Annotated in this window: 18 protein-coding genes; 14 read left to right on the forward strand and 4 right to left on the reverse strand. The window is 57.4% G+C overall.

What is annotated here, in order from left to right:
* Window positions 1-121 precede the first annotated feature (121 nt).
* Both AVCG78_RS10675 and AVCG78_RS10680 read left to right on the forward strand, forming a co-directional pair.
* Window positions 122-1,573, forward strand: coding sequence for a protein adenylyltransferase SelO (locus AVCG78_RS10675; protein ID WP_071585365.1), 1,452 nt, complete (start codon window positions 122-124; stop codon window positions 1,571-1,573).
* Between the two features lie 144 nt (window positions 1,574-1,717).
* Complete coding sequence (locus tag AVCG78_RS10680) at window positions 1,718-2,680, forward strand: extensin family protein (RefSeq protein ID WP_071205170.1); 963 nt, start codon at window positions 1,718-1,720, stop codon at window positions 2,678-2,680.
* A gap of 15 nt (window positions 2,681-2,695) precedes the next feature.
* Here AVCG78_RS10680 and AVCG78_RS10685 read toward each other — a convergent pair whose 3' ends face one another.
* On the reverse strand, window positions 2,696-4,882 hold the full coding sequence (locus AVCG78_RS10685; protein WP_071205171.1) for a TonB-dependent hemoglobin/transferrin/lactoferrin family receptor: 2,187 nt from the start codon (window positions 4,880-4,882) through the stop codon (window positions 2,696-2,698).
* 223 nt (window positions 4,883-5,105) lie between these two features.
* Window positions 5,106-6,773, reverse strand: a complete 1,668-nt coding sequence (locus AVCG78_RS10690; RefSeq protein ID WP_071205172.1) for a formate--tetrahydrofolate ligase — start codon at window positions 6,771-6,773, stop codon at window positions 5,106-5,108.
* A 99-nt stretch (window positions 6,774-6,872) separates the two neighbouring features.
* Here AVCG78_RS10690 and AVCG78_RS10695 point away from each other — a divergent pair, with 99 nt between their 5' ends.
* The 3 genes from AVCG78_RS10695 (at window position 6,873) to AVCG78_RS10705 (ending at window position 8,851) form a co-directional block, all read left to right on the forward strand.
* The gene (locus AVCG78_RS10695; protein ID WP_071585364.1) at window positions 6,873-7,118 is read left to right on the forward strand and encodes a hypothetical protein; all 246 of its coding nucleotides are present in this window, start codon (window positions 6,873-6,875) and stop codon (window positions 7,116-7,118) included.
* Window positions 7,119-7,684: 566 nt separating this feature from the next.
* Window positions 7,685-8,362 (forward strand): helix-turn-helix transcriptional regulator, encoded by a 678-nt coding sequence (locus AVCG78_RS10700; RefSeq protein WP_174089694.1) that lies wholly within the window; start codon window positions 7,685-7,687, stop codon window positions 8,360-8,362.
* Between the two features lie 135 nt (window positions 8,363-8,497).
* The gene (locus tag AVCG78_RS10705) at window positions 8,498-8,851 is read left to right on the forward strand and encodes a PAS domain-containing protein (protein WP_041696930.1); all 354 of its coding nucleotides are present in this window, start codon (window positions 8,498-8,500) and stop codon (window positions 8,849-8,851) included.
* 38 nt (window positions 8,852-8,889) lie between these two features.
* Here the strand turns inward: AVCG78_RS10705 and AVCG78_RS10710 are convergent, their stop codons facing one another.
* Window positions 8,890-9,999 carry a DUF2333 family protein gene (locus AVCG78_RS10710; RefSeq protein ID WP_071205174.1) on the reverse strand — a complete coding sequence of 370 codons (1,110 nt, stop codon included), beginning with the start codon at window positions 9,997-9,999 and terminating at the stop codon, window positions 8,890-8,892.
* A gap of 191 nt (window positions 10,000-10,190) precedes the next feature.
* Complete coding sequence (locus AVCG78_RS10715) at window positions 10,191-10,769, reverse strand: thymidine kinase (RefSeq protein WP_071205175.1); 579 nt, start codon at window positions 10,767-10,769, stop codon at window positions 10,191-10,193.
* Between the two features lie 482 nt (window positions 10,770-11,251).
* On the opposite strand from AVCG78_RS10715, the gene choX reads away from it, so the two are divergent.
* The 9 genes from choX to AVCG78_RS10760 all read left to right on the forward strand — a co-directional run bounded on the left by choX (window position 11,252) and on the right by AVCG78_RS10760 (window position 22,573).
* Window positions 11,252-12,217 (forward strand): choline ABC transporter substrate-binding protein, encoded by a 966-nt coding sequence (gene choX / locus AVCG78_RS10720; RefSeq protein ID WP_071203908.1) that lies wholly within the window; start codon window positions 11,252-11,254, stop codon window positions 12,215-12,217.
* 106 nt (window positions 12,218-12,323) lie between these two features.
* Window positions 12,324-13,169: a choline ABC transporter permease subunit gene (gene choW / locus AVCG78_RS10725; RefSeq protein ID WP_071205176.1), complete on the forward strand. Its 846-nt coding sequence runs from the start codon at window positions 12,324-12,326 to the stop codon at window positions 13,167-13,169.
* Window positions 13,166-14,209: a choline ABC transporter ATP-binding protein gene (gene choV, locus AVCG78_RS10730; protein WP_071585362.1), complete on the forward strand. Its 1,044-nt coding sequence runs from the start codon at window positions 13,166-13,168 to the stop codon at window positions 14,207-14,209. Before choW ends, choV begins: the two co-directional genes overlap by 4 nt.
* Window positions 14,210-14,400: 191 nt before the next feature.
* Complete coding sequence (locus AVCG78_RS10735) at window positions 14,401-15,132, forward strand: HugZ family pyridoxamine 5'-phosphate oxidase (protein WP_071205178.1); 732 nt, start codon at window positions 14,401-14,403, stop codon at window positions 15,130-15,132.
* 137 nt (window positions 15,133-15,269) lie between these two features.
* On the forward strand, window positions 15,270-15,587 hold the full coding sequence (locus AVCG78_RS10740) for an ArsR/SmtB family transcription factor (RefSeq protein WP_015916773.1): 318 nt from the start codon (window positions 15,270-15,272) through the stop codon (window positions 15,585-15,587).
* Window positions 15,588-15,964: 377 nt separating this feature from the next.
* The gene (locus AVCG78_RS10745; RefSeq protein ID WP_071205180.1) at window positions 15,965-16,156 is read left to right on the forward strand and encodes a hypothetical protein; all 192 of its coding nucleotides are present in this window, start codon (window positions 15,965-15,967) and stop codon (window positions 16,154-16,156) included.
* A 287-nt stretch (window positions 16,157-16,443) separates the two neighbouring features.
* The gene (locus AVCG78_RS10750; RefSeq protein WP_071585391.1) at window positions 16,444-17,769 is read left to right on the forward strand and encodes an aspartate aminotransferase family protein; all 1,326 of its coding nucleotides are present in this window, start codon (window positions 16,444-16,446) and stop codon (window positions 17,767-17,769) included.
* A 132-nt stretch (window positions 17,770-17,901) separates the two neighbouring features.
* Entirely contained in the window at window positions 17,902-21,333 is a 3,432-nt protein-coding gene (locus tag AVCG78_RS10755) for a class I SAM-dependent DNA methyltransferase (RefSeq protein ID WP_156582871.1), read from the forward strand.
* A gap of 133 nt (window positions 21,334-21,466) precedes the next feature.
* Window positions 21,467-22,573, forward strand: a complete 1,107-nt coding sequence (locus AVCG78_RS10760) for a branched-chain amino acid ABC transporter substrate-binding protein (protein ID WP_071205213.1) — start codon at window positions 21,467-21,469, stop codon at window positions 22,571-22,573.
* Window positions 22,574-22,632 lie beyond the last annotated feature (59 nt).

A 22,632-nucleotide genomic window follows, 5' to 3' on the forward strand; every position in this document is an offset into this window, starting at 1 on the left:
AGCAATTTTCAATTGTCCATGCGCAATTTGCCGGGGATGCGGCTTCGTCACAGCTCTTGCCTTGCACTCCCATGTCCCTGCGCCACATATACACGAATGAACGTTGCCCGGAGAAACTCAAATGTTTGCCTTTGACAATAGCTATGCCCGTCTGCCGGAGCCGTTTCACGCCGCCGTTTTGCCGCAACCCGTGGCGCAGCCGAAGCTGATCCGGTTCAATCATGCGCTTGCGCAGGATCTGGGCCTGGACATGGAAGGCAAGGATGACACGGCTCTGGCAGAGATCTTTTCCGGCAATCGCATCGTTCAGGGCGCCAGCCCATTGGCCATGGCCTATGCCGGGCATCAATTCGGCAATTTCGTGCCGCAATTGGGCGATGGCCGCGCCATCCTGCTGGGCGAGGTGCTGGACCGTCACGGGCGGCGGCGTGATATCCAGCTGAAAGGCGCAGGCCCCACACCCTTTTCCCGCAATGGCGACGGGCGCGCAGCGCTTGGCCCTGTGATCCGCGAATATATCGTCTCGGAAGCCATGCATGCGCTCGGCCTTCCCACCACACGGGCGCTGGCCGCCGTTGCGACCGGCCAGCCGGTGCGACGCGAGATGGCGCTGCCCGGCGCGGTCCTGACGCGGGTTGCCGCCAGCCATATCCGCGTCGGCACCTTCCAGTTCTTTGCTGCCCGCCAGGATAATGACAGCCTGAAGGCATTGGCCGATCATGTCATCGACCGGCATTATCCCATCCTGAAAGATGCAGACAACCGCTATCTGGCACTGCTGAACGCCATTGCCGACCGGCAGGCGGCGCTGATTGCCCGTTGGCTATCGATCGGCTTCATCCATGGGGTGATGAATACCGACAATGTCGCGGTATCAGGCGAAACCATCGATTTCGGCCCCTGCGCTTTTCTGGATGAGTATAATCCGAAAAAGGTGTTTTCCTCCATCGACCAGCGCGGCCGCTATGCCTATGCCAACCAGCCCGGCATTGGCCAATGGAACATGGCGCGGCTGGCGGAATGCCTGCTGCCGCTGTTTGACGGCGGCGAAGACAAGGCCGTGGAAGACGCCAATGCGGCGCTGGCCCGCTTCGGCGAAGTGTTCCAGACCTATTGGCTCGCCGCCTTCCGCGCCAAGCTGGGCGTGACCGGTAATGATGAAGCCGATCTGGCGCTGATCAACGATTTCCTTGGTTTGATGGAGACCCATGAGGCCGATTTCACCTTGACCTTCCGCCAGCTCGGCAGGATCGCCGGAGGCGGCGTGGCACAGGATCTGATCCCGGAAACCGACGCACTGATCGCCTGGCTGATCCGTTGGCGCGCAAGGCTTGGCACAGAGCGCCCGGCAGAGATGATTGAAGCGGAAATGCAAACTATCAACCCTGCCCTCATTCCGCGCAACCACCGCATCGAAGAGGCAATCTCGGCGGCGGTCTATGACGATTATTCGTTCTTTGAACGGCTGACGCAGGCCCTGGAACAACCATTTGAAGAATTGGAAGACACCGCGGATCTCAGAGTGCCGCCGAAAGCGGAAGAGAGAGTGACGCGAACATTTTGCGGGACGTGACAGTTCCGCGCTATACCCAAACCTCTATTCGAAGCGAGGTCTCGTCCAGTAGCAATCAACCATATGCAGCAGCGGGCTTAAGTCACTGAAACCAATTGCAGGCTCAAACGTTCCCTCCAGCGACAAACCTTGGGGGACGAACACATGAGATGCAAAACGCTGCTGCTGGCCTTAAGCCTGATATGCCTGAGCGGCGCATCTCTCCCTCCAAAAGACGCCCTTCCCGAGCAGGGCCCCATACCCGATAGCAAACCGAAAACCGCAACCGATACGCCAGATGCTTCCTCCGGCGTTAAAATCCCAGATACAAAAGATCCAGACACAAAAGATGATGTCAGCAAGCCCGGCGACAAATCCGCCCTGGTTCCGGCACCGGACACTGTTCCCGTGCCGACGCCCTCGCCCGCCGCGCCAACCCCTGTCCCGGCCCCTACCCCGGCCTCACCTGCTCCATCCTCCCAAACGCCACCCGCATCGGCAGAACCGGCACCGGCCCCAGCTCCGGCACCGCCTCCACCACCGCCGATCATGACGGAGGACCCGCAGGCCTATGGGCAGTGCCTTAAGGATCTGAAGGCGGCAGGCGCGCAATTTACCGAACGGCCCCGGATCGATGACGGCGACGGTTGTGGCATCGACAAGCCGCTGGAGGTGACGGAAATCCTGCCGGGCGTCAGCTTGAAGCCGAAGGCAACTCTCCGCTGCGCGGCGGCACTGGAACTTTCGGAATGGATGCGCACTCTGGTTATTCCCGCCGCCGATCAGGCGCTTCCCGACAAAGGTCGGCTGAAGGCCGTGGACCAGGCCTCCTCCTATATCTGCCGTAACCGCAATAGCCGCAGCGATGGCAAGATGTCCGAACATGCCAAGGGCAATGCGCTGGATATTGCCGGCTTCGAGTTTGAAAAGGGCAACGTGCCGATGAAGATCGTGCCGGACAGCGAACCAACCCTGCCCGGCGCGTTCCAGCGCACCATCAATTCCTCAGCCTGCCTGTATTTCACCACCGTTCTGGCACCCGGAGCCGATGAAACCCACAAGGATCACCTGCATCTGGATCTCATCAAACGCCGCAACGATTACCGCGTCTGTCAGGAGCCGAATTGATCGAAACCGGATCTCTCAGAACTTCTGAGAGATGGCGATTTTGAAATAACGACCGGCCTCGGAGTAAAGCGCATTGGCGTTAGCGACGTCCTTCACTTCAAGCGCGTCGTAATATTGCTTGTCGAACAGATTGTAGACACCGGCCTGAAGGCGCAGGCCCTTGGCCTGTTCCGGCTCCCACCAGCCCGTCAGATTGACGACGCCGTACCCGGCTGGCTTGGTGGAGGCGCTGGAGTCGTCGGAGACGGCAGCGGCGGCCACCAGACTGACATCCGCGCCCCAGGTCTGCCGTTCATAGCCGACACCGACAATGGCTTTCAGCGGTGCCACCGTGCTCAACAGCTCGTCGGTATCCAGATCCACACCACGCGCATAGAACATCGAGCCATGTAGATTGATGCCGTTGGTGAAGGTCTTGTGGCCCTCGATCTCGACGCCGCTGATGCGGACATTGGCGCGGTTGATATATTCATAGGTCCCAAGCACATAGCCCGTCGTGCGGATGATGTCCGAGGTGTCGATGAAATTCTTGTAGCGGGTGGTAAAGGCGCTGATCCGGCCACCGAAATCCTCGTTGCCAAGATTGGCACCGACATCGAAGCCCCAGCTGGTTTCCGGCTTCAGATCGGGATTACCGATTGAGCGATAGAGCGGGGAATTGTCGTAATCCACATAGAGCTGATAGGCGTTGGGCGATTTAAACGCCGTGGAGAACTGGGCGTAAAGCTCGGCATCCGGCGTCGCCTGCCAGGCGGCGCGCAGCTTGGGAGAGAGGTGGGCGCCGTCCTGACCCTCCGGCATGGTTCCCTTATAGCTGTCGGTCTCCTGCGGGTCTTCCTTGTACCAATCGACGCGCAGGCCAGGCGTCAGCGAAACGGGACTGTTGCCCAGCGAAATCTTGTCCTCGACAAAAGCGCCGAGCTTGTAGGAATTAACATCAGGCGAGTAGGATTGGTTGGTGTGGTAATAGGCGCAACCGGATACGTAGGTGACTGAGCAGGTGTCCTGACCGGCGAGATAATAGCTGCTCTGGCTGAAGCGGAGATCGGTGCCGAAGGTCAGCTTGTGGTTCAAAGCACCAGTGCTGAAATCGGAATTGGCATAGCCATTGAACCCGTAATCACGCTGCTCGCTTTCCATGGACCGGTCGTAAATGCCGATTGGCGCCGTCAGGCGGTAGCTGGATGTGCCTTCCACGCGGGTTGCGCGCTGCCAATAGAGGGTGGCGAAGGCACTGTCGATCCAGCTGTCGGCAGAGGTGCTGTCATAGACGTAGTCAAGCGAAACCCGGTCGCGGCCCTTGTCCTGGATATAATCGTAATCACCGGCGCGATAGGTGGTGCCGTAGCTGGTATTGGACTTGTAATCCTTCTTGGAATTATAGTCGTAATGCTCAGCCGTCAGGCCGATCGTATGACCGCCTTCCAGCTCCTGGCGGATCTTGAACAGGAAATTGCGGTCGTTATAGCTCATCGGATCGGCTTCGGTCCGGGTTCCCCTGGTGCCGCCGACATCGCCTGTTGTTTCGGTCTCATGGCCGTATTTGTAGGAAGACTGGAACAGTACCGAGGTATTGTCGAATTTCTTGGCAATCGCGCCTGAGGCCGTCAGCGAGCGGTCCGAGCCATCATAGCCAAGCTTGGCGATACCGCCAAAGCTCTTGCCGTCGCCAATCAGGTCCTCCGGCTCATAGGTATGCAGGAGCAACGCGCCGCCGAGTGCGCCGGACCCGGCGCGGCTGGAATCGGCGCTGTGCAGCACGTCCACCGACGACAGCGAATTGAAATCATAGGTGTCGGCACCGCCGCCATAGCTATAAACCGTGTCGAAGAAATAGGGCACCGGAATGCCGTCGATGGTCGTCAGCACCCGGTCGGCCTCCAGGCCGCGAATGTTGACGCTCTTGGAATTCTTCACATAGGTCACACTCGGCTCAACCGTATTGCCGAGGTCATCGACATCGTCGATCTGCTTCTTCTGCAATTGCTCGGCCGAGGTATGGGTCGCCACCGGCGTGTCTTCCACAGACCCCTTTACAACCTTCTGGCCCTTGACGGTAATGGTCGAAAGTTCGGTCTGGCCAGAAGAGCCGCTGTTTTCCGCCGTTTTTGCCGCTTCCTGCGCAATGACAGGCACGGCCGCATAAAATGAGCAAAGTGCCGTGCAGGCAAGCAGAACAGGCCGAATTCCCCGAAAAGACATGGTGCAAACTTTCAATACGGCGCACGAAACCCCTCGGCTGCAGGGCAGTGCAGCCGGCTTCGCACGCAATTGGTCGTCCCCGAAACAAGCCGCCGTCAGAAAAGACGCGCCTTAATTCGGACACTTATTAAACATGATTTTTTATGTCAAGATTAAAAACATGATTAAATAAATCATGTTATATTTTGCACTTTAGTGATGTAAAGCAACGCAGCACTATTCTTTAAAACAGGCCTTCGACCAGCCCATCATCATCAAGCCGGATGGTTTCGGCTGCCGGCTTTCTCGGCAGGCCGGGCATGGTCATGATATCGCCGGTGATGGCCACCACAAAACCGGCACCCGCTGATAGCCGCACGTCGCGCACATGCACTTCATGGCCATCGGGAGCGCCGAGCAGCGACGGGTCGGTAGAGAAGGAATACTGGGTTTTGGCGATGCAGACCGGCAGGTCGCCATAGCCCATAGCCTCAAACTGGGATAGTTGGTCGATGACAGCGCGGTCCGCAGTGACACTCCCCGCACGGTAAATCCGCTTGGCGACGGTTTCGATCTTGGCAAACAGCGGCATGTCGTCCGGATAAAGCGGCTGGAAATCGGCAATGCCGCTGTCGGCCATGGCCGCCACTTTCCTGGCCAGTTCCTCAATGCCCGCACCACCCTCGGCCCAATGACGGCAGAGCACGGCTTCGACGCCGATACGGGCGGCATAGTCCTGCAAGGCTGCGATTTCCGCCGGCGTATCCGACAGGAAATGGTTGATAGCGACAATGACAGGCACACCAAAGCCCCGGACATTTTCCACATGCCGCCCAAGGTTGACAGCACCCCGGACCAGGGCGGCCACATCCTCGTGGCCAAGCTCCGTTTTGGCGACACCGCCATTCATCTTCAACGCCCGCACCGTAGCGACGATGACGGCAGCCGCCGGGCGAAGACCGGCCTTGCGGCATTTGATATCGAAGAACTTTTCAGCCCCCAGATCGGCGCCAAACCCCGCTTCCGTCACCACATAATCGGCAAGCTTCAGGGCCGCCCGCGTCGCCACCACCGAATTGCAGCCATGGGCAATATTGGCAAACGGACCGCCATGCACCAGCGCCGGATTGTTTTCCAGCGTCTGCACCAGATTGGGCTGCATCGCCTCCTTCAACAGCACTGTCATGGCTTGATGGGCCTTGATATCACGGGCATGCACGGGCGTTTTGTCCCGCCGGTAGCCGATGACGATCTGGCCCAACCGCTCTTCCAGATCAGCCAGATCACGGGCCAGACAGAGGATGGCCATCACTTCGGAGGCAACCGTGATATCGAAGCCGGTTTCGCGCGGAAAGCCGTTGCGAACGCCACCCAGCGCCCCGACCATCTCGCGCAGCGCACGGTCATTCATGTCCACCACCCGGCGCCAGGCGATACGGCGCGTATCGAGATCCTGTTCATTGCCCCAGTAAATATGGTTATCGATCATCGCCGCCAGCAGGTTATGCGCGGAGGTGATGGCGTGGAAATCGCCGGTGAAATGCAGGTTAATGTCTTCCATCGGCACGACCTGCGCCCGCCCGCCACCGGCAGCGCCACCCTTGACCCCGAAACAGGGACCAAGCGACGGCTCGCGCACGCAGACCATGGCCTTGGCGCCGATACGGTTCAGCCCATCCACCAGGCCGACCGTGGTCGTGGTCTTGCCCTCGCCTGCTGGTGTCGGATTGATTGCCGTCACCAGGATGAGCTTGCCATCCTTGCGATCTTCAAGCGAATGCAGGAATGAAGCGCTGATCTTAGCCTTGTCATGGCCATAGGGCTGCAAATCACCGGGGCTGATTCCCAAACGCTCGCCAATCTGCGTGATCGCAAGCTTCGATGCTGCACGTGCAATTTCAATATCCGACATCAGCCTCTTAACCCTGTCTCTACACCGTTTCCGGCACTTTTCCTTCAGGACGCTCGCACTCCAGCGCCGTGCGTTTACCCTTTACATCATGTCTTCAAGATGCTCACGCATCCCTGCCGCGAAAGCATTGAAAATATCGCAAAGGCATCAGCTGCTTGGGATATTTGCAAAGGCAATACGATTGGCTATCTTCCATGGCGCATCGTATTACCGCATAATTCAGCGCGCCCGGTAGAGCGCGACACAAAAATTCTCGTGCCTGCGGAAAATCTCGGTCAATCCATGAAACAGCCCACCCCGACGAACTCATCGGCAGGGGCAAATGAACAGCCTAAATCATCATAAAGCCCTGCATGATCCATCCCATTTTAAAGTAGGATTTTACGGATAAGGAGTTATGCAGGCCCTAGTGCATCGATCCAAACGGAGGCTTCAGCCGAGTTTGGAAAAATCGATGCATAAACAAAAAATGAGTGCACGAAAGCATGAACGAAGTGAATGCGTCAGTGCACTAGGCGCGGTAAGCTCAACAGAAGGCGCTTATTTTCGCAAGACACGTTATTACCTTGACTTTTAGGGGGACTGGCGCTCATTTAACACTCACTTCAATGCATTTCCGACCGCATGGACGCGGAAGCGCCACAGCGGAAGAAATACAACCGAAGGCAAGCATCAGCGCAACCATTTCAATTAAAGCGAAAGATATATATTTTTTCGCTAATGAGTTCACAGGGTTTTGAAAGACATTTTTTGAAATTAATCGATAAGAACTTTCGAAAGCTCTAGGATTTAATATATAAAATCCCCCTATATCCACTTAGTCGCCAAACACACCGCCCTTACCTCAAATTCAGTCGCCCCACATGTTGATCGCCGAGCGCCAGACACTGCTCAGTACAGAAATAACCGCAATGGAAAGCCGTGAGCATTGTGCGGATATCCTGCGCACTGTTGCCCAGGCGTTTGGCCTGTCGCATGGCAGTATCCTGCTCGCACCGTGTGCGACCGATGTGCATCTCCTGCCACTGGTCATGGAAACGACTTTGCCGATGGAATTCGGCCATGAATTCGACCGCCACCAATTTGTCAAATTCTGTCCGGTGGTCAAGAAATTTGCCGGCTCGATTCTGCCGCGAACCTGGGACATGAAATTCAGGGAACCGAATGACATGGCGGAGGAATGGCCGCCTGCCATGCGCGACCTGATGATGCGGTTCAAGCTGATCGTCGGCGTTGTCTTCATTTTCCCCTCTCTTGATTCCCGGCTGTATTTCATGCGGTTCGATGGGGATCGCTCACCTCTCTCCCAATGCGAGGTCAATGAACTGGGCATGCTGGCAATGGCGGTTTTCGACCAATACGACCGTCTTCGCCGCACCGAGTTGATGAATGTCGATGTTCTCTCCGTGCGCGAACTGGAAGTGCTTCGCTGGACGGCGCAGGGCAAAACCTCGGTAGAAATTGGCCAGATCCTCAGCCTCTCCGACCACACCATAAACGCGTATATGACAACAGCTATGAAAAAGCTGGATTGCGTCAACCGAACGCAATTGGTAGCAAAGGCCATTAGGCTGAAGCTCATTCAATAATTCATTTGCTTCAGCCAAGCCAAAAGGGAGGCTATTCACTTGGCTTGGCGCTCGAACAACCCGCGGCCTTGTCCGCTTCAAGATTTTCATTCAATTGGATTGCAGGAATGTGATGTCGTTAATCTAACCCATGCCATGAATATCTGCGGCTTCTGGCGACTTGATATAGATCAGGGTCATTTATATGGCACGCCGCATGTGTCGAAGCTCTACGAGCTAGACCATTCTGAAGGTCCATTGAATATAAAGGATTTTTGCGACCGCATGCACCCGCAGGACGTGGACCAGGTGATGGACAGCTATTATCGCGCCGGCACCAATCGCGGTGTTTTCCACAATATCCACCGGATCATCACCACAAGCGGTACCTTGAAATATATTCGCACCGTCGGTCTCTATTATCCGGTCGAGGGCGCATCCGGCGAATATCGCGGCATGCTGCATGAGTTGTTTCAACTGGAACCCACGGCAAGCTTCATCGAATTATAAGACATGGCCTGGCGGTCTGCCCGCCGGGCCATTGACAGTCAGCGCTGCAGAACGGCTCGCAATTCCACCATATTGGCGCGCACGCGCAACGTGTAGAATCCCATGGTTGACAGATGGTTCGGCATGAACAGGCCGTCCTCGCTGCCGTTGGAGACAATCATCGGCTGAACCTTGAGTGCAGCTTCGAACTGCTTTTCCAGCTCTGCCCAGATCGCTGTCAGGTTACGCTCGCGCACCACGTCGATGAAATCGGCCTTTGCCGCCTGAAACAGGGCGTATTGTCCATAGAGCTGACCATAGGCGAACCAGAAACGGTCGTCGGCCCGCGTGTCGAACCAGCCGCCATTATGCTCTTCCGAGCGGCGGCGCAAAATGTCGGATGTGTTGCCGAGGTCGCTGGCCAGCCCGTCGAGCAATTTGACGAGATTGTCGGCCCGGGCATCGAACACCGCCTTGCAGGTTTCCAGATCGGAATTAAACCCACGCCAGCTGGTGATTGCGGCACGATAATAGCTTGGCGTCGGCGTCTTAAACCCGAACGGATTGGAGCCGAAATACCAGGTGCCTTCGTTGAACTGGATATTGCCACGCGCATCCTGCAGATCGGTGTTGATACCGGAAGTGCCCCTCACCCGGCCAAGATCGTCGGCCAATACGATGCCAACCCGGCGCGCCACCTGATTGATACCGCGCTGGAACGAGGCCTTGTTGTCAAAGAACGGCGTGTCATCCCAGCTCATCCCGAACAGGCCAAGCTTGTAGAGCAGCGTCGAAGACACCCAGACATTCTGGTTGACGTTGGAATCCGTCAGGTCGGCAACCGTGGTGACGATAGCGGAATTCTGGCAGGTGCCGGGCTTGTCGGCGATCTGCTGTCCGGCAGCGACCTTGCGGTCGGCAAAGCCATAGGCCTTGGCAAAGGCCGGATCAAAGCCATACCAGACCTGCGTGCGCCACAAAAACTGCCCATAGGCCGCAATCAGCACCAGCACAATCAGCGCGACGGAACCACGGAAAATATAGGCACGCTTGCCCGCTTCGCTATGGCGGGCGCGGAAGGGCCAGGCCACCGCCGTATAGAGAAGATTACCGCTGCGCCGAAGCGCTCCCCAGAGCCCTCGGAAAAACCCCGTTAGCGCATTCAGCATCTGCCCTGTCTCCCGTCCTGTGGTCATGGCAACGGCGGACGCTCGGCGTCCGGTCACTGCTCAACAGATATGTCTGCCCATCAACAATAACAACGACAAACCGCGTTTTTAACGACACAAGGTTTTTAGGTGGCGATATTTTTGAAAAACAACCGGTTGGACTTGTCGACTGTCAAATATCAGCGCACGCTTCACCCATTGAACAGTTCATCCCAATGCAGGCGGCAGAAGGACACATATTTCTCGTTGCCGCCAACTTCGATCTGCGCACCCTCGCGCATCACCTGGCCGCTCGCATCGAAGCGGGCATTCATCGTCGCCTTGCGGCCGCAATGGCAGATCGTGCGGATTTCGCGCAATTCATCGGCAATCCCCAGCAGCAACCGAGAGGCCGGAAACAGCTGGCCCTGGAAATCCGTGCGCAGGCCATAGGCCATGACCGGAATATGCAGGCGGTCGGCAATCCGCGCCAATTGCCAGACATGGTGCTCGCTCAAAAAATTGGCCTCGTCGACAAAAACGCAGGCAATCGGCTTGCTTGCATGCATGGCCTCGACCACGGCAAACAGATCGGTGCCCGGCTCGAAGGTTTCGGCCGGGCTGGACAGCCCAATGCGGGAAGCGACCCGCCCGCGCCCGGCTCGATCATCCAGTGCGGCGACAAAAATCACCGTGCGCATGCCGCGCTCCTGATAATTGTAGGAGGCCTGCAACAGCATGGTGGATTTACCGGCATTCATGGCGGCATAATTAAAATACAGCTTGGCCACTGGCACCAGCTCCCTGCGGTTCGTCTTTTATACAAAGTCTCGACGATGCTGACGCATCCTCGACGGACAAAAATTTCGAATACCTCAAATGCATCAGAGGCTTGAGCTATCCGAAAACGACGTACGACCCACCATTTCAATGACAGTTCGCATTCGCGCCGCCATGCAGCACAAAAACGAGGCGGTTTTAACCCGCAAAATCGAAAATCCCACGATTTCTATCGGGATTTCGACAAGAGTTTAGACAAGACCGCGCCACAAAATCCTATCCCGGAAGGCATCGTCATAAAAAAATTCAACCACACGGATGCCTTCCTGCTCCGCACCCGAGCAGCCCGGATTTGCGGCGATAGAGCACATTTTCAGGTCGGGATGACAAAATGTCGCAAATACCCCCTATGGACCGGCGCGAACACGCAGGCTTGCCTCGGCTGTTTATGTATTCATAATGCCGGGAACTAAAAAAGGAGCAGAATATGCCGATTGCCAAGACACTGAAATTTGCACTGCCGAAATACGCTCTGGCCTTGGCCGGATGCGTCGCAGCATTCAGCCCGGCTGCCTTTGCGGCGGAAGCCGCCAGTTGCGGCACCGTTCGCATCTCGGATGTCGGCTGGACGGACTTGGCCTCCACCAATGCCTCCTTCGTCACCGTTCTGGAGGCACTGGGTTACAAGGCCGACGTCAAGACGCTCGGCGTGCCCGTGACCTATTCCTCAATGAAGAACAAGGATATCGACGTCTTCCTCGGCAATTGGATGCCAGCCCAGAAGGAAGCCATCCAGCAATATCTTGATGACAAGTCGATCGACAGTGTCGCCGTCAATCTCGAAGGCGCGAAATACACGCTGGCCACCAATGCTGCCGGCGCCAAGCTCGGCATCAAGAGCTTCAAGGATGTCGCTGCTCACAAGGCCGAACTCGATGGCAAGATCTACGGGATCGAGCCGGGCAATGAAGGCAATGGCATGATCGTGTCGCTGATCGAGGGCGACAAATTCGGCCTCAAGGGCTTTAACGTCGTGGAGTCCTCCGAACAGGGCATGTTGAGCCAGGTGACCCGCGCCGACAAGGAAAACAAGCCCGTGATCTTCCTGGCCTGGGCACCACATCCGATGAACACCGCCCACCAGATCACCTATCTCGCCGATGGCGACGACACGGTGTTCGGCCCCAATTACGGTGGCGCGACAGTCTATACGGTGGCGCGCGGCGGCTATGCCAAGGAATGTCCAAATGTCGGCAAGCTGCTGACCAACATGAAGTTTTCGCTCGACATGGAAAATGCCATCATGGGCAAGATCCTCGATGATGGTGAAGACGCAGACAAGGCTGCCAAGACCTGGCTGAAGGCCAACCCAACCGTGATCGAGCCCTGGCTGGCTGGCGTCACCACCAAGGATGGCAAGGACGGCCTGGCGGCGGTCAAGACCAAGCTTGGCTTGTAAGCACCACTGAACGATAGCGCCGGGGCGAAACATTGCGCCCTGGCACCGCTATTCCTTATTCTCTTTTTTACGCATTTCCTGCAAATGCTCGAAAGGATGCGTTTCAGTGGATTGGCTGACTGATTTCAAAATTCCCATCGGCCCCACCGCCAAAGTCGTTGTTGACTGGCTGACGGCCAACGGAGCCTGGTTTTTCGACTGGCTCTCTCACCTCATTTCAAGCAGTATCGATGGTGTTCTGTTCGTGCTGCAATATCCCAACCCGCTGGTGACAGCACTTGCCATCAGCATTATCGCCTGGCTGCTGCGCCGCTCCCTTCTCGTGGCGATCTTCACCTTTCTCGGCCTGGCGCTGATCATCAACCAGGGCTATTTCAAGGAAACCACCGAGACGCTGGCGCTGGTTCTGGCCTCCACCGCCGTCTGCATGGTGATCGGCGTGCCGCTCGGCATCCTGGCCGCTCGCCGCGCATGGATCTACGCCCTCATGCGCCCGGTCCTGGACCTGATGCAGACCATCCCGACCTTCGTCTATCTCATCCCGGCGCTGATCCTGTTCGGGCTCGGCATGGTGCCCGGTCTGATCGCCACGGTGATCTTTGCCGTCCCCTCACCCATCCGCCTGACCCGGCTCGGCATCGTCTCCACCCCTTCCTCCCTGGTGGAAGCTGCTGTTGCCTTCGGGGCCACGCCCACCCAGGTCCTGCGCAAGGTGGAATTGCCCTATGCGCTGCCACAGATCATGGCAGGCCTGACCCAGACCATCATGCTGTCGCTGTCCATGGTGGTGATTGCCGCCCTGGTCGGCGCTGCCGGTCTCGGCGTTCCGGTGGTGCGGGCGCTGAATACCGTCAATATCGCCAGAGGTTTCGAAGCGGGCCTTTGTATCGTCATCCTGGCAATCATTCTGGATCGGATGTTCCGCATTCCATCGGCGGGAGATGACCAATGAGCGATGCAGTCATCTTCGGAAATGTCGACATCATCTTCGGTGATCGGCCACAAAAGGCGCTTGCCCTGGTCGATCAGGGCCGGACACGCGACGAAATCAACGCGGAAACCGGCCTGATCCTCGGCGTGGCCAATGCCTCGCTGACCTTGAAGGAAGGCGAGATCCTGGTGCTGATGGGTCTCTCCGGCTCCGGCAAATCGACACTGCTGCGGGCCGTCAACGGGTTGGCGCCCGTGGTGCGCGGCTCGGTGTCAGTCAAGTCGCGCAATGGCTTCGTCGATCCCTACCAGGCCAGCCGCAAGGCGTTGCGCGACCTGCGCATGCACAGCGTCTCGATGGTGTTCCAGCAATTCGGCCTGCTGCCTTGGCGCAGCGTTGCCGACAATATCGGCTTCGGGCTGGAATTGGCGGGCGTTGGCGAAAAGGAGCGGCGGAAAATCGTTGCCGAGCAATTGGAACTGGTCAACCTGACGCAATGGGCCGACCGCAAGGTGGACGAATTGTCCGGTGGCATGCAGCAGCGGGTCGGCCTCGCCCGCGCCTTTGCCACCGGCGCGCCGATCCTGTTGATGGACGAACCGTTCTCAGCGCTCGATCCGCTGATCCGCACACGCTTGCAGGATGAATTGCTGGAATTCCAGCATCGGCTAAAAAAGACCATCCTGTTCGTCAGCCACGATCTGGACGAGGCCTTCCGGATCGGCAACCGCATCGCCATCATGGAAAGCGGCAGGATCATCCAATGCGGCACGCCGCAGCAGATCGTCCAGAACCCGGCGGATCAATATGTCGCCGATTTCGTGCGCAACATGAACCCGATCAGCATGTTGACGGCGAGAGATGTCATGACTGCCGGCACCAGTCACACGCCGGGTCTCGGCGTCACCGCCACCGCCACGCCGGAAACGCCGCTGATCGATATTCTTGACGCCATGGCCCGCCAGCCCGGCCTGGTCGGCGTGGTGGAGAACGGCACGGTGATCGGCGCGATCGGCGCGCAGGATGTGGTCTCGGCCCTGACCCGGCACCGCCAGACCTGACGTAGAAAGAGGCGCAGAACGACGCCATTTAACCAAGGGCCGTTGCTTACGGTATCACGCGTTTATTAAAACCCGTGATGCCATAAGCGGCGGCCCTTGACGCTTTCCCGCTAGGGAACGCTGGGATATGGTTGAAGCTCCGCTCTGCTCACAAGCAGCACGCACCCAGCCGCAAACCATGAGACAGCCCGATGATCGACCGCCCCTCTCCCATCCGTCCAACTGATGACGAGGCGCGGCGCCAGGCGCGGACCCTGTTGCGCAGCGCCACCCATGTTCCCCTGGGCGTTCTCGATCCGCAAACCGGCGGGCCTTTCGTCAGCCGCGTGCTGATGGGCACCATGCCGGATGGAACGCTGACCGTTCTGGTCTCACGCCTCTCAGCTCATACCCGGGCGATGCTGGCCGATCCGCGCGTATCGCTGCTGGCCGGCGAACCCGGCAAGGGTGATCCCCTCGCCTATCCGCGTCTCACCGTTCAATGCCTTGCAAGCCCGGTGGACCCCGATAGCGACATTCATCAGGCGATGCGCCGCCGCTTTCTGGCCCGTCATCCCAAGGCAAAACTCTATATCGATTTTCCGGATTTTCTGTTTTTCCAGCTCATGCCGCAACGTGCCGCCATGAATGGCGGGTTCGGAAAAGCCTTCCTGCTGGATGGAGAGGATTTGTTGATTCGAACAGAGCTTACGTTCGCCGACGGTAAAACCGAGGCTCAAACCATACAAGATTTAGGGTATGGACTTCTGCAAATCATAAAAAATCCCCCTTATCATAAGGGGCAAAAGCCGAAGGGAAAAGTCAAAATCTGCGGGTTGGATGCGTCCGGAATCGACTTTTTTTGGGGTAAAAGGCTGTTTCGCTGCGAATTTGAGCGTGAAATTGTGTCTTTGGACACACACCCTTCACTCCAATCTAATTAAGATGAAACGATACCTTAAATTTAGGCATATACAATCCTCCTCATATTGCTAGACTCAAGGCGTAGGGTTTCTTGTGGGATGCAACAACCAGGGCCTGCCATGTGTGCAGGCCAATCGCTTCAAAGGAAGATTGAGAGATGAAAGCCAATGACTTGTCTGATCACTCGAATGCGGCTGCCGGCCTCCTCACGGCCATGGCCAATCCTAAGCGACTGATGATTCTATGCAGCCTGGTTCAAGGTGAGGTGCCGGTTGGCGTCTTGGCCTCGCAGGTTGGCTTGAGCCAGTCAGCGCTGTCCCAGCACCTGTCCAAGCTTCGCGCCCAGAAGCTGGTCAAGACCCGCCGCGATGCCCAGACCATCTATTATTCCAGCACGTCGGATGCCGTCATGAAAGTGCTCGGCACGCTCGAGGATATATTCTGCCATCAGGAAAGCAGCAGAAACGCTGCTTGAATGATAACGCTGACATAACAGCTTTATCTAAATCAAAGGCGGCTTGGTGTTAAAAATACACCGGCCGCCTAGACTATTTACCGCCTGACTTGCGGGACAGCAGCCAGTGCGAATCTGCATTAATGGCTATTCCTGACAGCAAGCTGAACAGGCAATCTGCTTCATAAAATTTCAGATTTTCAAAATCCGTTGGCGACCTATATTCTGGCGCTCGTCTGATGACGCAAGCAGGCCTGTCCGGCCAGCAGATGACAGACCCCGAACCACCAATGCAGTTCGGAGCCCGCTCTCTTCAAAAAAGCGTATATTCCTGCTCCTGCACACTTCAAATCCCGCGGGATTGAGAGAGTTATGCAGCAGTGGCCGCCGGTCGATCGATGCTGTCGAACTGCCCTTCGATCCTGCATCTGATCATGCTGGCATATACCCATGGCGAGCTTGCGCCGACCTTGCCCGCTGAACGTGCAATCCGCGATGCTTCCGTATTTTGCGTTTTATCAAATGCAGAAAAACGCTGCGCCGTCCGCGCGTTTCAACTCCATTTCCTTCTTTTGCCCATTCTGGTTTGAGGAGGACATTATGCATCAGGATAAACACTGACTTCGCTGATTATTCAGGATAGCCGCCCTCTGGCCGCTTGACGGCACAAGGCCGGCTGCTAGTTTGACCGCGCGGTAAATTTATGCGGAGCGGCTGGCCTACAAGGACGGCTGATTTGCCAGTTACAGCGCCATATGTCCATGTCACTGCGGCGTGACCTTCAATATGTGAAGACGCGAGCCCGCAGCCGATTGAACCACCGGATATGGCCCCGAAACCACTGACAGGGCCCGCGGAAAGGGCCATGGAGAGCATCATGTCCAATCGCACCACTATTCCCAACGACCTGCGCGCCTTCTGGATGCCGTTTACCGCCAATCGCCAATACAAGCAGGAGCCGCGCCTGTTCGTTGGCGCCAAGGACATGTATTACACCACCCATGATGGCCGTCAGGTTCTGGATGGCACGGCAGGTCTGTGGTGCGTCAACGCCGGCCATTGCCGCCCTCTGATCACCGAGGCGATCCGTCAGCAGGCGGGCGAACTGGATTACGCCCCCGCCTTCCAGCTCGGCCATCCCAAGGCCTTCGAGCTGGCCAACCGCCTGGTGGATATCGCTCCTGCCGGCATGGAGCATGTGCTTTACACCAATTCCGGCTCCGAATCGGTCGAGACCGCGCTGAAGGTGGCGCTGGCCTATCACCGGGTCAAAGGCAATGGCTCGCGCTTCCGCCTGATCGGTCGCGAGCGCGGCTATCACGGCGTCAATTTCGGCGGCATTTCGGTGGGTGGCATCGTCTCCAACCGCAAGATGTTCGGCACGCTTTTGACCGGCGTCGATCACATGCCCCACACTCATCTGCCGGAAAAGAACGCCTTCACCAAGGGACAGCCGGAGCATGGCGGCGATCTGGCCACTGAGCTGGAGCGCATCGTCACCCTGCATGACGCATCCACGGTCGCTGCTGTCATCGTCGAGCCGGTCGCAGGCTCGACCGGCGTGCTGATCCCGCCGAAGGGCTATCTGCAAAAGCTGCGCGATATCTGCACCAAGCACGGCATCCTGCTGATTTTTGATGAAGTGATCACCGGCTATGGCCGTCTTGGCGCACCGTTCGCCGCCCAGTATTTCGATGTGACGCCTGACATTATCGTCACCGCCAAGGGCCTGACCAATGGGGTCATCCCGATGGGCGCGGTGTTCGTGACCGCCGAAATCCACGATGCCTTCATGTCCGGCCCGGAACACATGATCGAGTTCTTCCACGGCTATACCTATTCCGGCAACCCGATTGCATCAGCCGCAGCGCTCGGCACGCTCGATACCTACAGAGACGAAGGCCTGCTGACCCGCGCCAGCGAACTCGCCCCCTATTGGGAAGAACAGCTGCACAGCCTTGCCGATTGCCCCAATGTCATCGATATCAGAAATATCGGCCTGATCGGCGCGGTTGAGCTGAAACCCATCGACGGCGAACCCACCAAACGCGCCTTCAACGCCTTCCTGAAGGCCTATGAAGACGGATTGCTGATCCGCACCACCGGCGACATCATCGCGCTGTCACCCCCGCTGATCATCTCCAAGGCCGAAATCGACCAATTGTTCGACAAGCTGCGCAAGGTGCTGATGAGCAATATTTGAGGGCTGGAAACAGTCAAAATACCAGTCAGCGCCCGCCATGGCGCAGGCTGGTAATACACGGTAAACCGATTGATCTTTTCCCGTCTCCGCTGTAGCGCTACTTCAGCAGGAGACGGTGAAGGACAGTTTATTTTGCACGAAAAAGTTGAAGCGTTCATTCAGCGTTGGCAGGGGCAGGATGGCGGGCAGGAACGCGCCAATTATGCCCTGTTTCTCACCGAGCTTTGCGATCTCTTAGGCCTGCCTCATGCCGATCCGGCTTCCGCTGCCCATGAAAACAACGATTACGTGTTTGAACGCGCGGTGAAGGAAGTGGCCCGCGATGGCTCTTCCTCGCAAAAGCGTATCGATCTTTACAAGCGTAATTGCTTTGTGCTGGAGGCGAAGCAAAGCCGGTTTTCTGGCGAGAAAAAGCTGGAAAACGCCCCCGCCCTGCCCGGCCTTGAAGCCGCCCCGCGTGGCAAGCGCGCCAGCGCCAACCGCGCCTGGGATGTGCTGATGCTCAACGCGCGCACCCAGGCCGAAAACTACGTGCGCCTGCTGCCCACATCCCATGAGCCACCGCCGTTTGTGCTGGTGTGCGATGTCGGGCATTGCATTGAAATTTATGCCAATTTTCGCCGCGACGGCAAGGCCTATGACCAGTTTCCAGACCGCCGCTCCTTCCGCATCTATCTGGAAGACCTGCGCGATGAAGAGGTGCGCGCCCGGCTGATTGCCATTTGGACAGACCCTCTCAGCCTTGACCCCTCTCGCCACGCCGCCAAGGTGACGCGCGAAATTGCCACGCGGATTGCCAAGGTCAGTCAGGCGCTGGAACAGGCCGGTTATGCCACCGAGGAAGTGGCGATGTTTTTGATGCGCGTGCTGTTCACCATGTTTGCCGAGGATGTGGAGCTGCTGCCCAAAGACAGTTTTAAAGACCTATTGAAGGATTGCGCGGAAAAGCCCGAGATTTTCCCCGGCATGATGGAAGACCTGTGGAAGGCCATGGATGAAGGCGGCTTTACCGCCACCATCCGCCACAAGGTCAAGCGGTTCAACGGCGAGTTCTTCAAAAACCGCCGGGCGCTCAAGCTGGAAAAGCAGGAGATTGGCGAACTGGCGGCAGCCGCAAGCTATGACTGGAAAGACGTGGAACCCGCGATTTTCGGTGCCTTTCTGGAGCAGGCGCTGGACCCCACAGACCGGCGCAAGCTGGGTGCCCATTACACGCCCCGCGCCTATGTGGAGCGGCTGGTGATTGCCACCGTGATTGACCCCTTGCAGGAGGAGTGGAACAACACGCTGGCCACCGTGGAGCGGCAAAAGGCAGAGGGCAAAAATGAAGCGGCCATCAAAACCGTGCAGGCCTTTCACGATAAGCTCTGCGATATCCGCGTGCTGGACCCCGCCTGCGGCACCGGCAATTTTCTCTATGTCTCGCTGGAGCTGATGAAGCGGCTGGAAGGCAAGGTGCTGGATGCGCTGGTCAACCTTGGTGGACAGGAAGGGCTGGCGCTGGAAAGCCACACGGTGGACCCACACCAGTTTTTGGGCATGGAGCTAAACCCGCGCGCTGCCGCCATTGCCGAGCTGGTGCTGTGGATTGGCCATTTGCAATGGCATTTTCGCAACCGGGGCGTTGCCCCGTCTGAGCCAATTCTCAAAGCCTTTAAAAACATTCAGCATATGGATGCCGTGCTGAAATGGGATGGCTACCCACATGTGCGGGTGGAAAATGGCGAGGACATCTACCCCAACCCCCGCCGCCCGGATTGGCCAAAGGCGGATTATATTGTCGGAAACCCGCCGTTTGTGGGCGGCAAGGATATTCGCGCCCGCATGGGCAGCGCCTATGCACAAGCGCTGTGGAAAGCCCATAAACACATGAATGAAAGCGCCGATTTCGTCATGTATTGGTGGGATCGGTCAGCCGAGATTTTGCTCAAAGCCAAAAGCCCGCTGAAACGCTTTGGCTTTGTCACCACCAATTCCATCTCGCAGGTGTTTCAACGCCGGGTGATGGAGCCGCATTTGAATGCCAAAAAGCCGCTTTCGCTGATCATGGCCATTCCCGATCATCCTTGGACCAAAGTGACCAAAGACAGCGCCGCCGTGCGCATTGCCATGACGGTGGCACAAGCCGGAAAGCATGATGGCTTGTTGATGGAGGTGACAGCGGAAGAGGCGGTGGAGACCGACAGCCCGGTGATTTTGTTTGAGGAGAAGCGCGGGCGGATCAATGCGGATTTGACGGTTGGGGTGGATGTGGCGTCTGTTGCTGGGTTAAAGAGCAATGACGGTATTTCTTCTCGTGGTGTGGTTTTACACGGTGGGGGCTTTATCATTTCACCAGACGAGGCACAAAATCTTGGCCTTGGTAGACATCCAAACCTCGAACAACATATTCGTGTTTATCGTAACGGCCGCGATCTCATGGATCGTCCTCGCGGTATGATGGTTATCGATCTTTTCGGCTTAACCTCAGACGAAATCAGATTTCGTTTCCCTGAGGTTTATCAGCACGTTAAGATTGAAGTTAAAGAGAAGGTTATTATTAACAGTCAAGGTGAACAAGATTTTGTTGGCCGTGATTGGAATAACAGAGAGTACAGAAAGCAGAATTGGTGGCTGTTTGGTGAGAATGTTCCCGACTTGAGAAAAGCTCTTGCCAATCTCCCCCGCTACATCGCCACAGTGGAAACCGCCAAACACAGGGTTTTCCAGTTTTTAGATGTGTCGGTTTTGCCAGATAACAAGCTGGTGGCAATTGCCTTAAGTGATAGTTTTTCGCTTGGGGTACTCTCGTCTCGTTTCCACGTACCTTGGGCCATGCGTACCGGCAGTTGGCTCGGTGTTGGCAACGACTCTGTCTATACTAAATCCCGCTGCTTCGACCCCTTCCCATTCCCCGCCGCCACCGACGCGCAAAAACACACCATCGGCACCATTGCCGAAGAGCTGGACGCCCACCGCAAGCGGGTGCTGGAGGCGCATGGGCATCTGACCCTCACGGGGCTTTACAATGTGCTGGAGCGGCTGAAAAGCGGCGCGAAGCCGGATGATCTGAACGACAAGGAGCGCCGCATTTTTGACGATGGGCTGGTGCTGATTTTGAAAGAACTGCACGACAAGCTCGATGTGGCTGTGGCCGATGCCTATGGCTGGCCGGTGGATTTGAGCGAGGATGAGGTGCTGGCCAATCTGGTGGCGCTGAACAAGGAGCGCGCCAAGGAAGAGCAGCGCGGCCATGTGTGCTGGCTGCGGCCAGACTATCAAATTCCACGGTTTGGCTCAGACAAGGAAAAGGCCGAGCAGATCGAAGCCGATTTTGGCGAAGCCGCCCCGGCCAAGGCCGGCCCCAAGCCCAGCTTCCCCACAGACGAGCGCGACCAGACCCCCGCCGTGCTGCATCAATTGATGGAAACCGATGTGGGCGTCGATGCCGCCACCATTGCCGCCAGCTTCAAGCAGGGCCAAAAAATCCGCCCTGCCGTTATGGCTGTGCTTACCGCGCTTCACCGCTTAGGCCTGGTTTCCAGCGCAGACGGCAAGCGCTTTGCTTTTCGCCGGGCGGCATAGGCGGATATAAACAGCCCCGCTAAACAGAGTTGGGTTCTCTGATAAGATGCAGTAGAAACCACCGCAGAATGGCATGTTCAAGACCACTGAGCCGACGAAGATCGGCGATATTTTCAGTCCCAAGGAGACAACAATGAAACTTCATCTTTTGGCGAGCGCTGCCTTTGCCGCCCTTCTCGCCGCTGCCCCCGCAGCCCATGCCGATATTACCATCGGTCTGATGGCGCCGCTGACCGGACCGTTGGCGGCCATTGGCGCGCAGATCAAGAATGGCACGGAAACCGCGATTGCCGATATCAATGCCAAGGGTGGCATCAAGGGCGAAAAGCTGGTGCTGAAGACCGCTGACGATGCGGGAGAGCCGAAGCAAGGCGTGTCCGCCGCAAACCAGTTGGTTGGCGAAGGTGTACGTTTCGTGGTCGGCCCGGTGACATCAGGCGTCGCCGTTCCGGCCTCCGACGTGCTGGCGGAAAACGGCGCGCTGATGGTGACCCCGACCGCGACCGCCCCAAGCCTGACCAAGCGCGGATTGCCGACCGTGCTGCGCACCTGCGGGCGTGACGACCAGCAGGCCGATGTGGCGGCCAAATATGTGCTGGCCCATTTCAAGGACAAGAAAATCGCCATCCTCAATGACAAGGGCCAGTATGGCAAGGGTCTGGCGGATGCCTTCAAGGCCGCGCTGAACGCCGATGGTGTCAAGGAAGTGTTCAACGATTCACTGACCGCAGGCGAAAAGGATTTCAGCGCGCTCGTCACCCGGTTAAAGTCGGCCAATGTCGAAGTGCTTTATTTTGGCGGCTATCATCCAGAAGCAGGACTGCTGGTGCGCCAGATGCAGGATGCCGGGCTGAAAGCCGTGGTGGTGGCGGGCGATGGTCTTTCCAACAGCGAATATACCACCGTCGGCGGTGACGCCGCCAATGGCACGCTGTTCACCAATGCCGCCGATGCGCTGAAAAACCCGGATTCCAAGGTTGCCGCCGATTCGCTGACCGCCAAGGGCATTCCGGCGGAAGCCTTCACACTCAACGCCTACGCCGCCGTGCAGGTTATTGCCGCTGGTATCGAAAAGGTCGGCAGCGCCGAAGATGCCGAAGCCGTCGCAAATGCGATCAAGTCCGGCGAACCGATCCCGACCGCCATTGGCAAGCTGACCTATGGCGAAACCGGCGACCTCACCTCGCAGAGCTTCTCCATGTACAAATGGGAAGGTGGCAAGACCGTCGCGGCTGAGTAATTCAGTTGTAACATTAGACGCGGATGTCATCATCCGCGTCTAATGCCGTTTATGTGCAA

Origin of the sequence: Gillisella vitis (assembly GCF_021559775.1) — a bacterium.
Taxonomy (GTDB): Bacteria; Pseudomonadota; Alphaproteobacteria; order Rhizobiales; family Rhizobiaceae; genus Allorhizobium; species Allorhizobium ampelinum.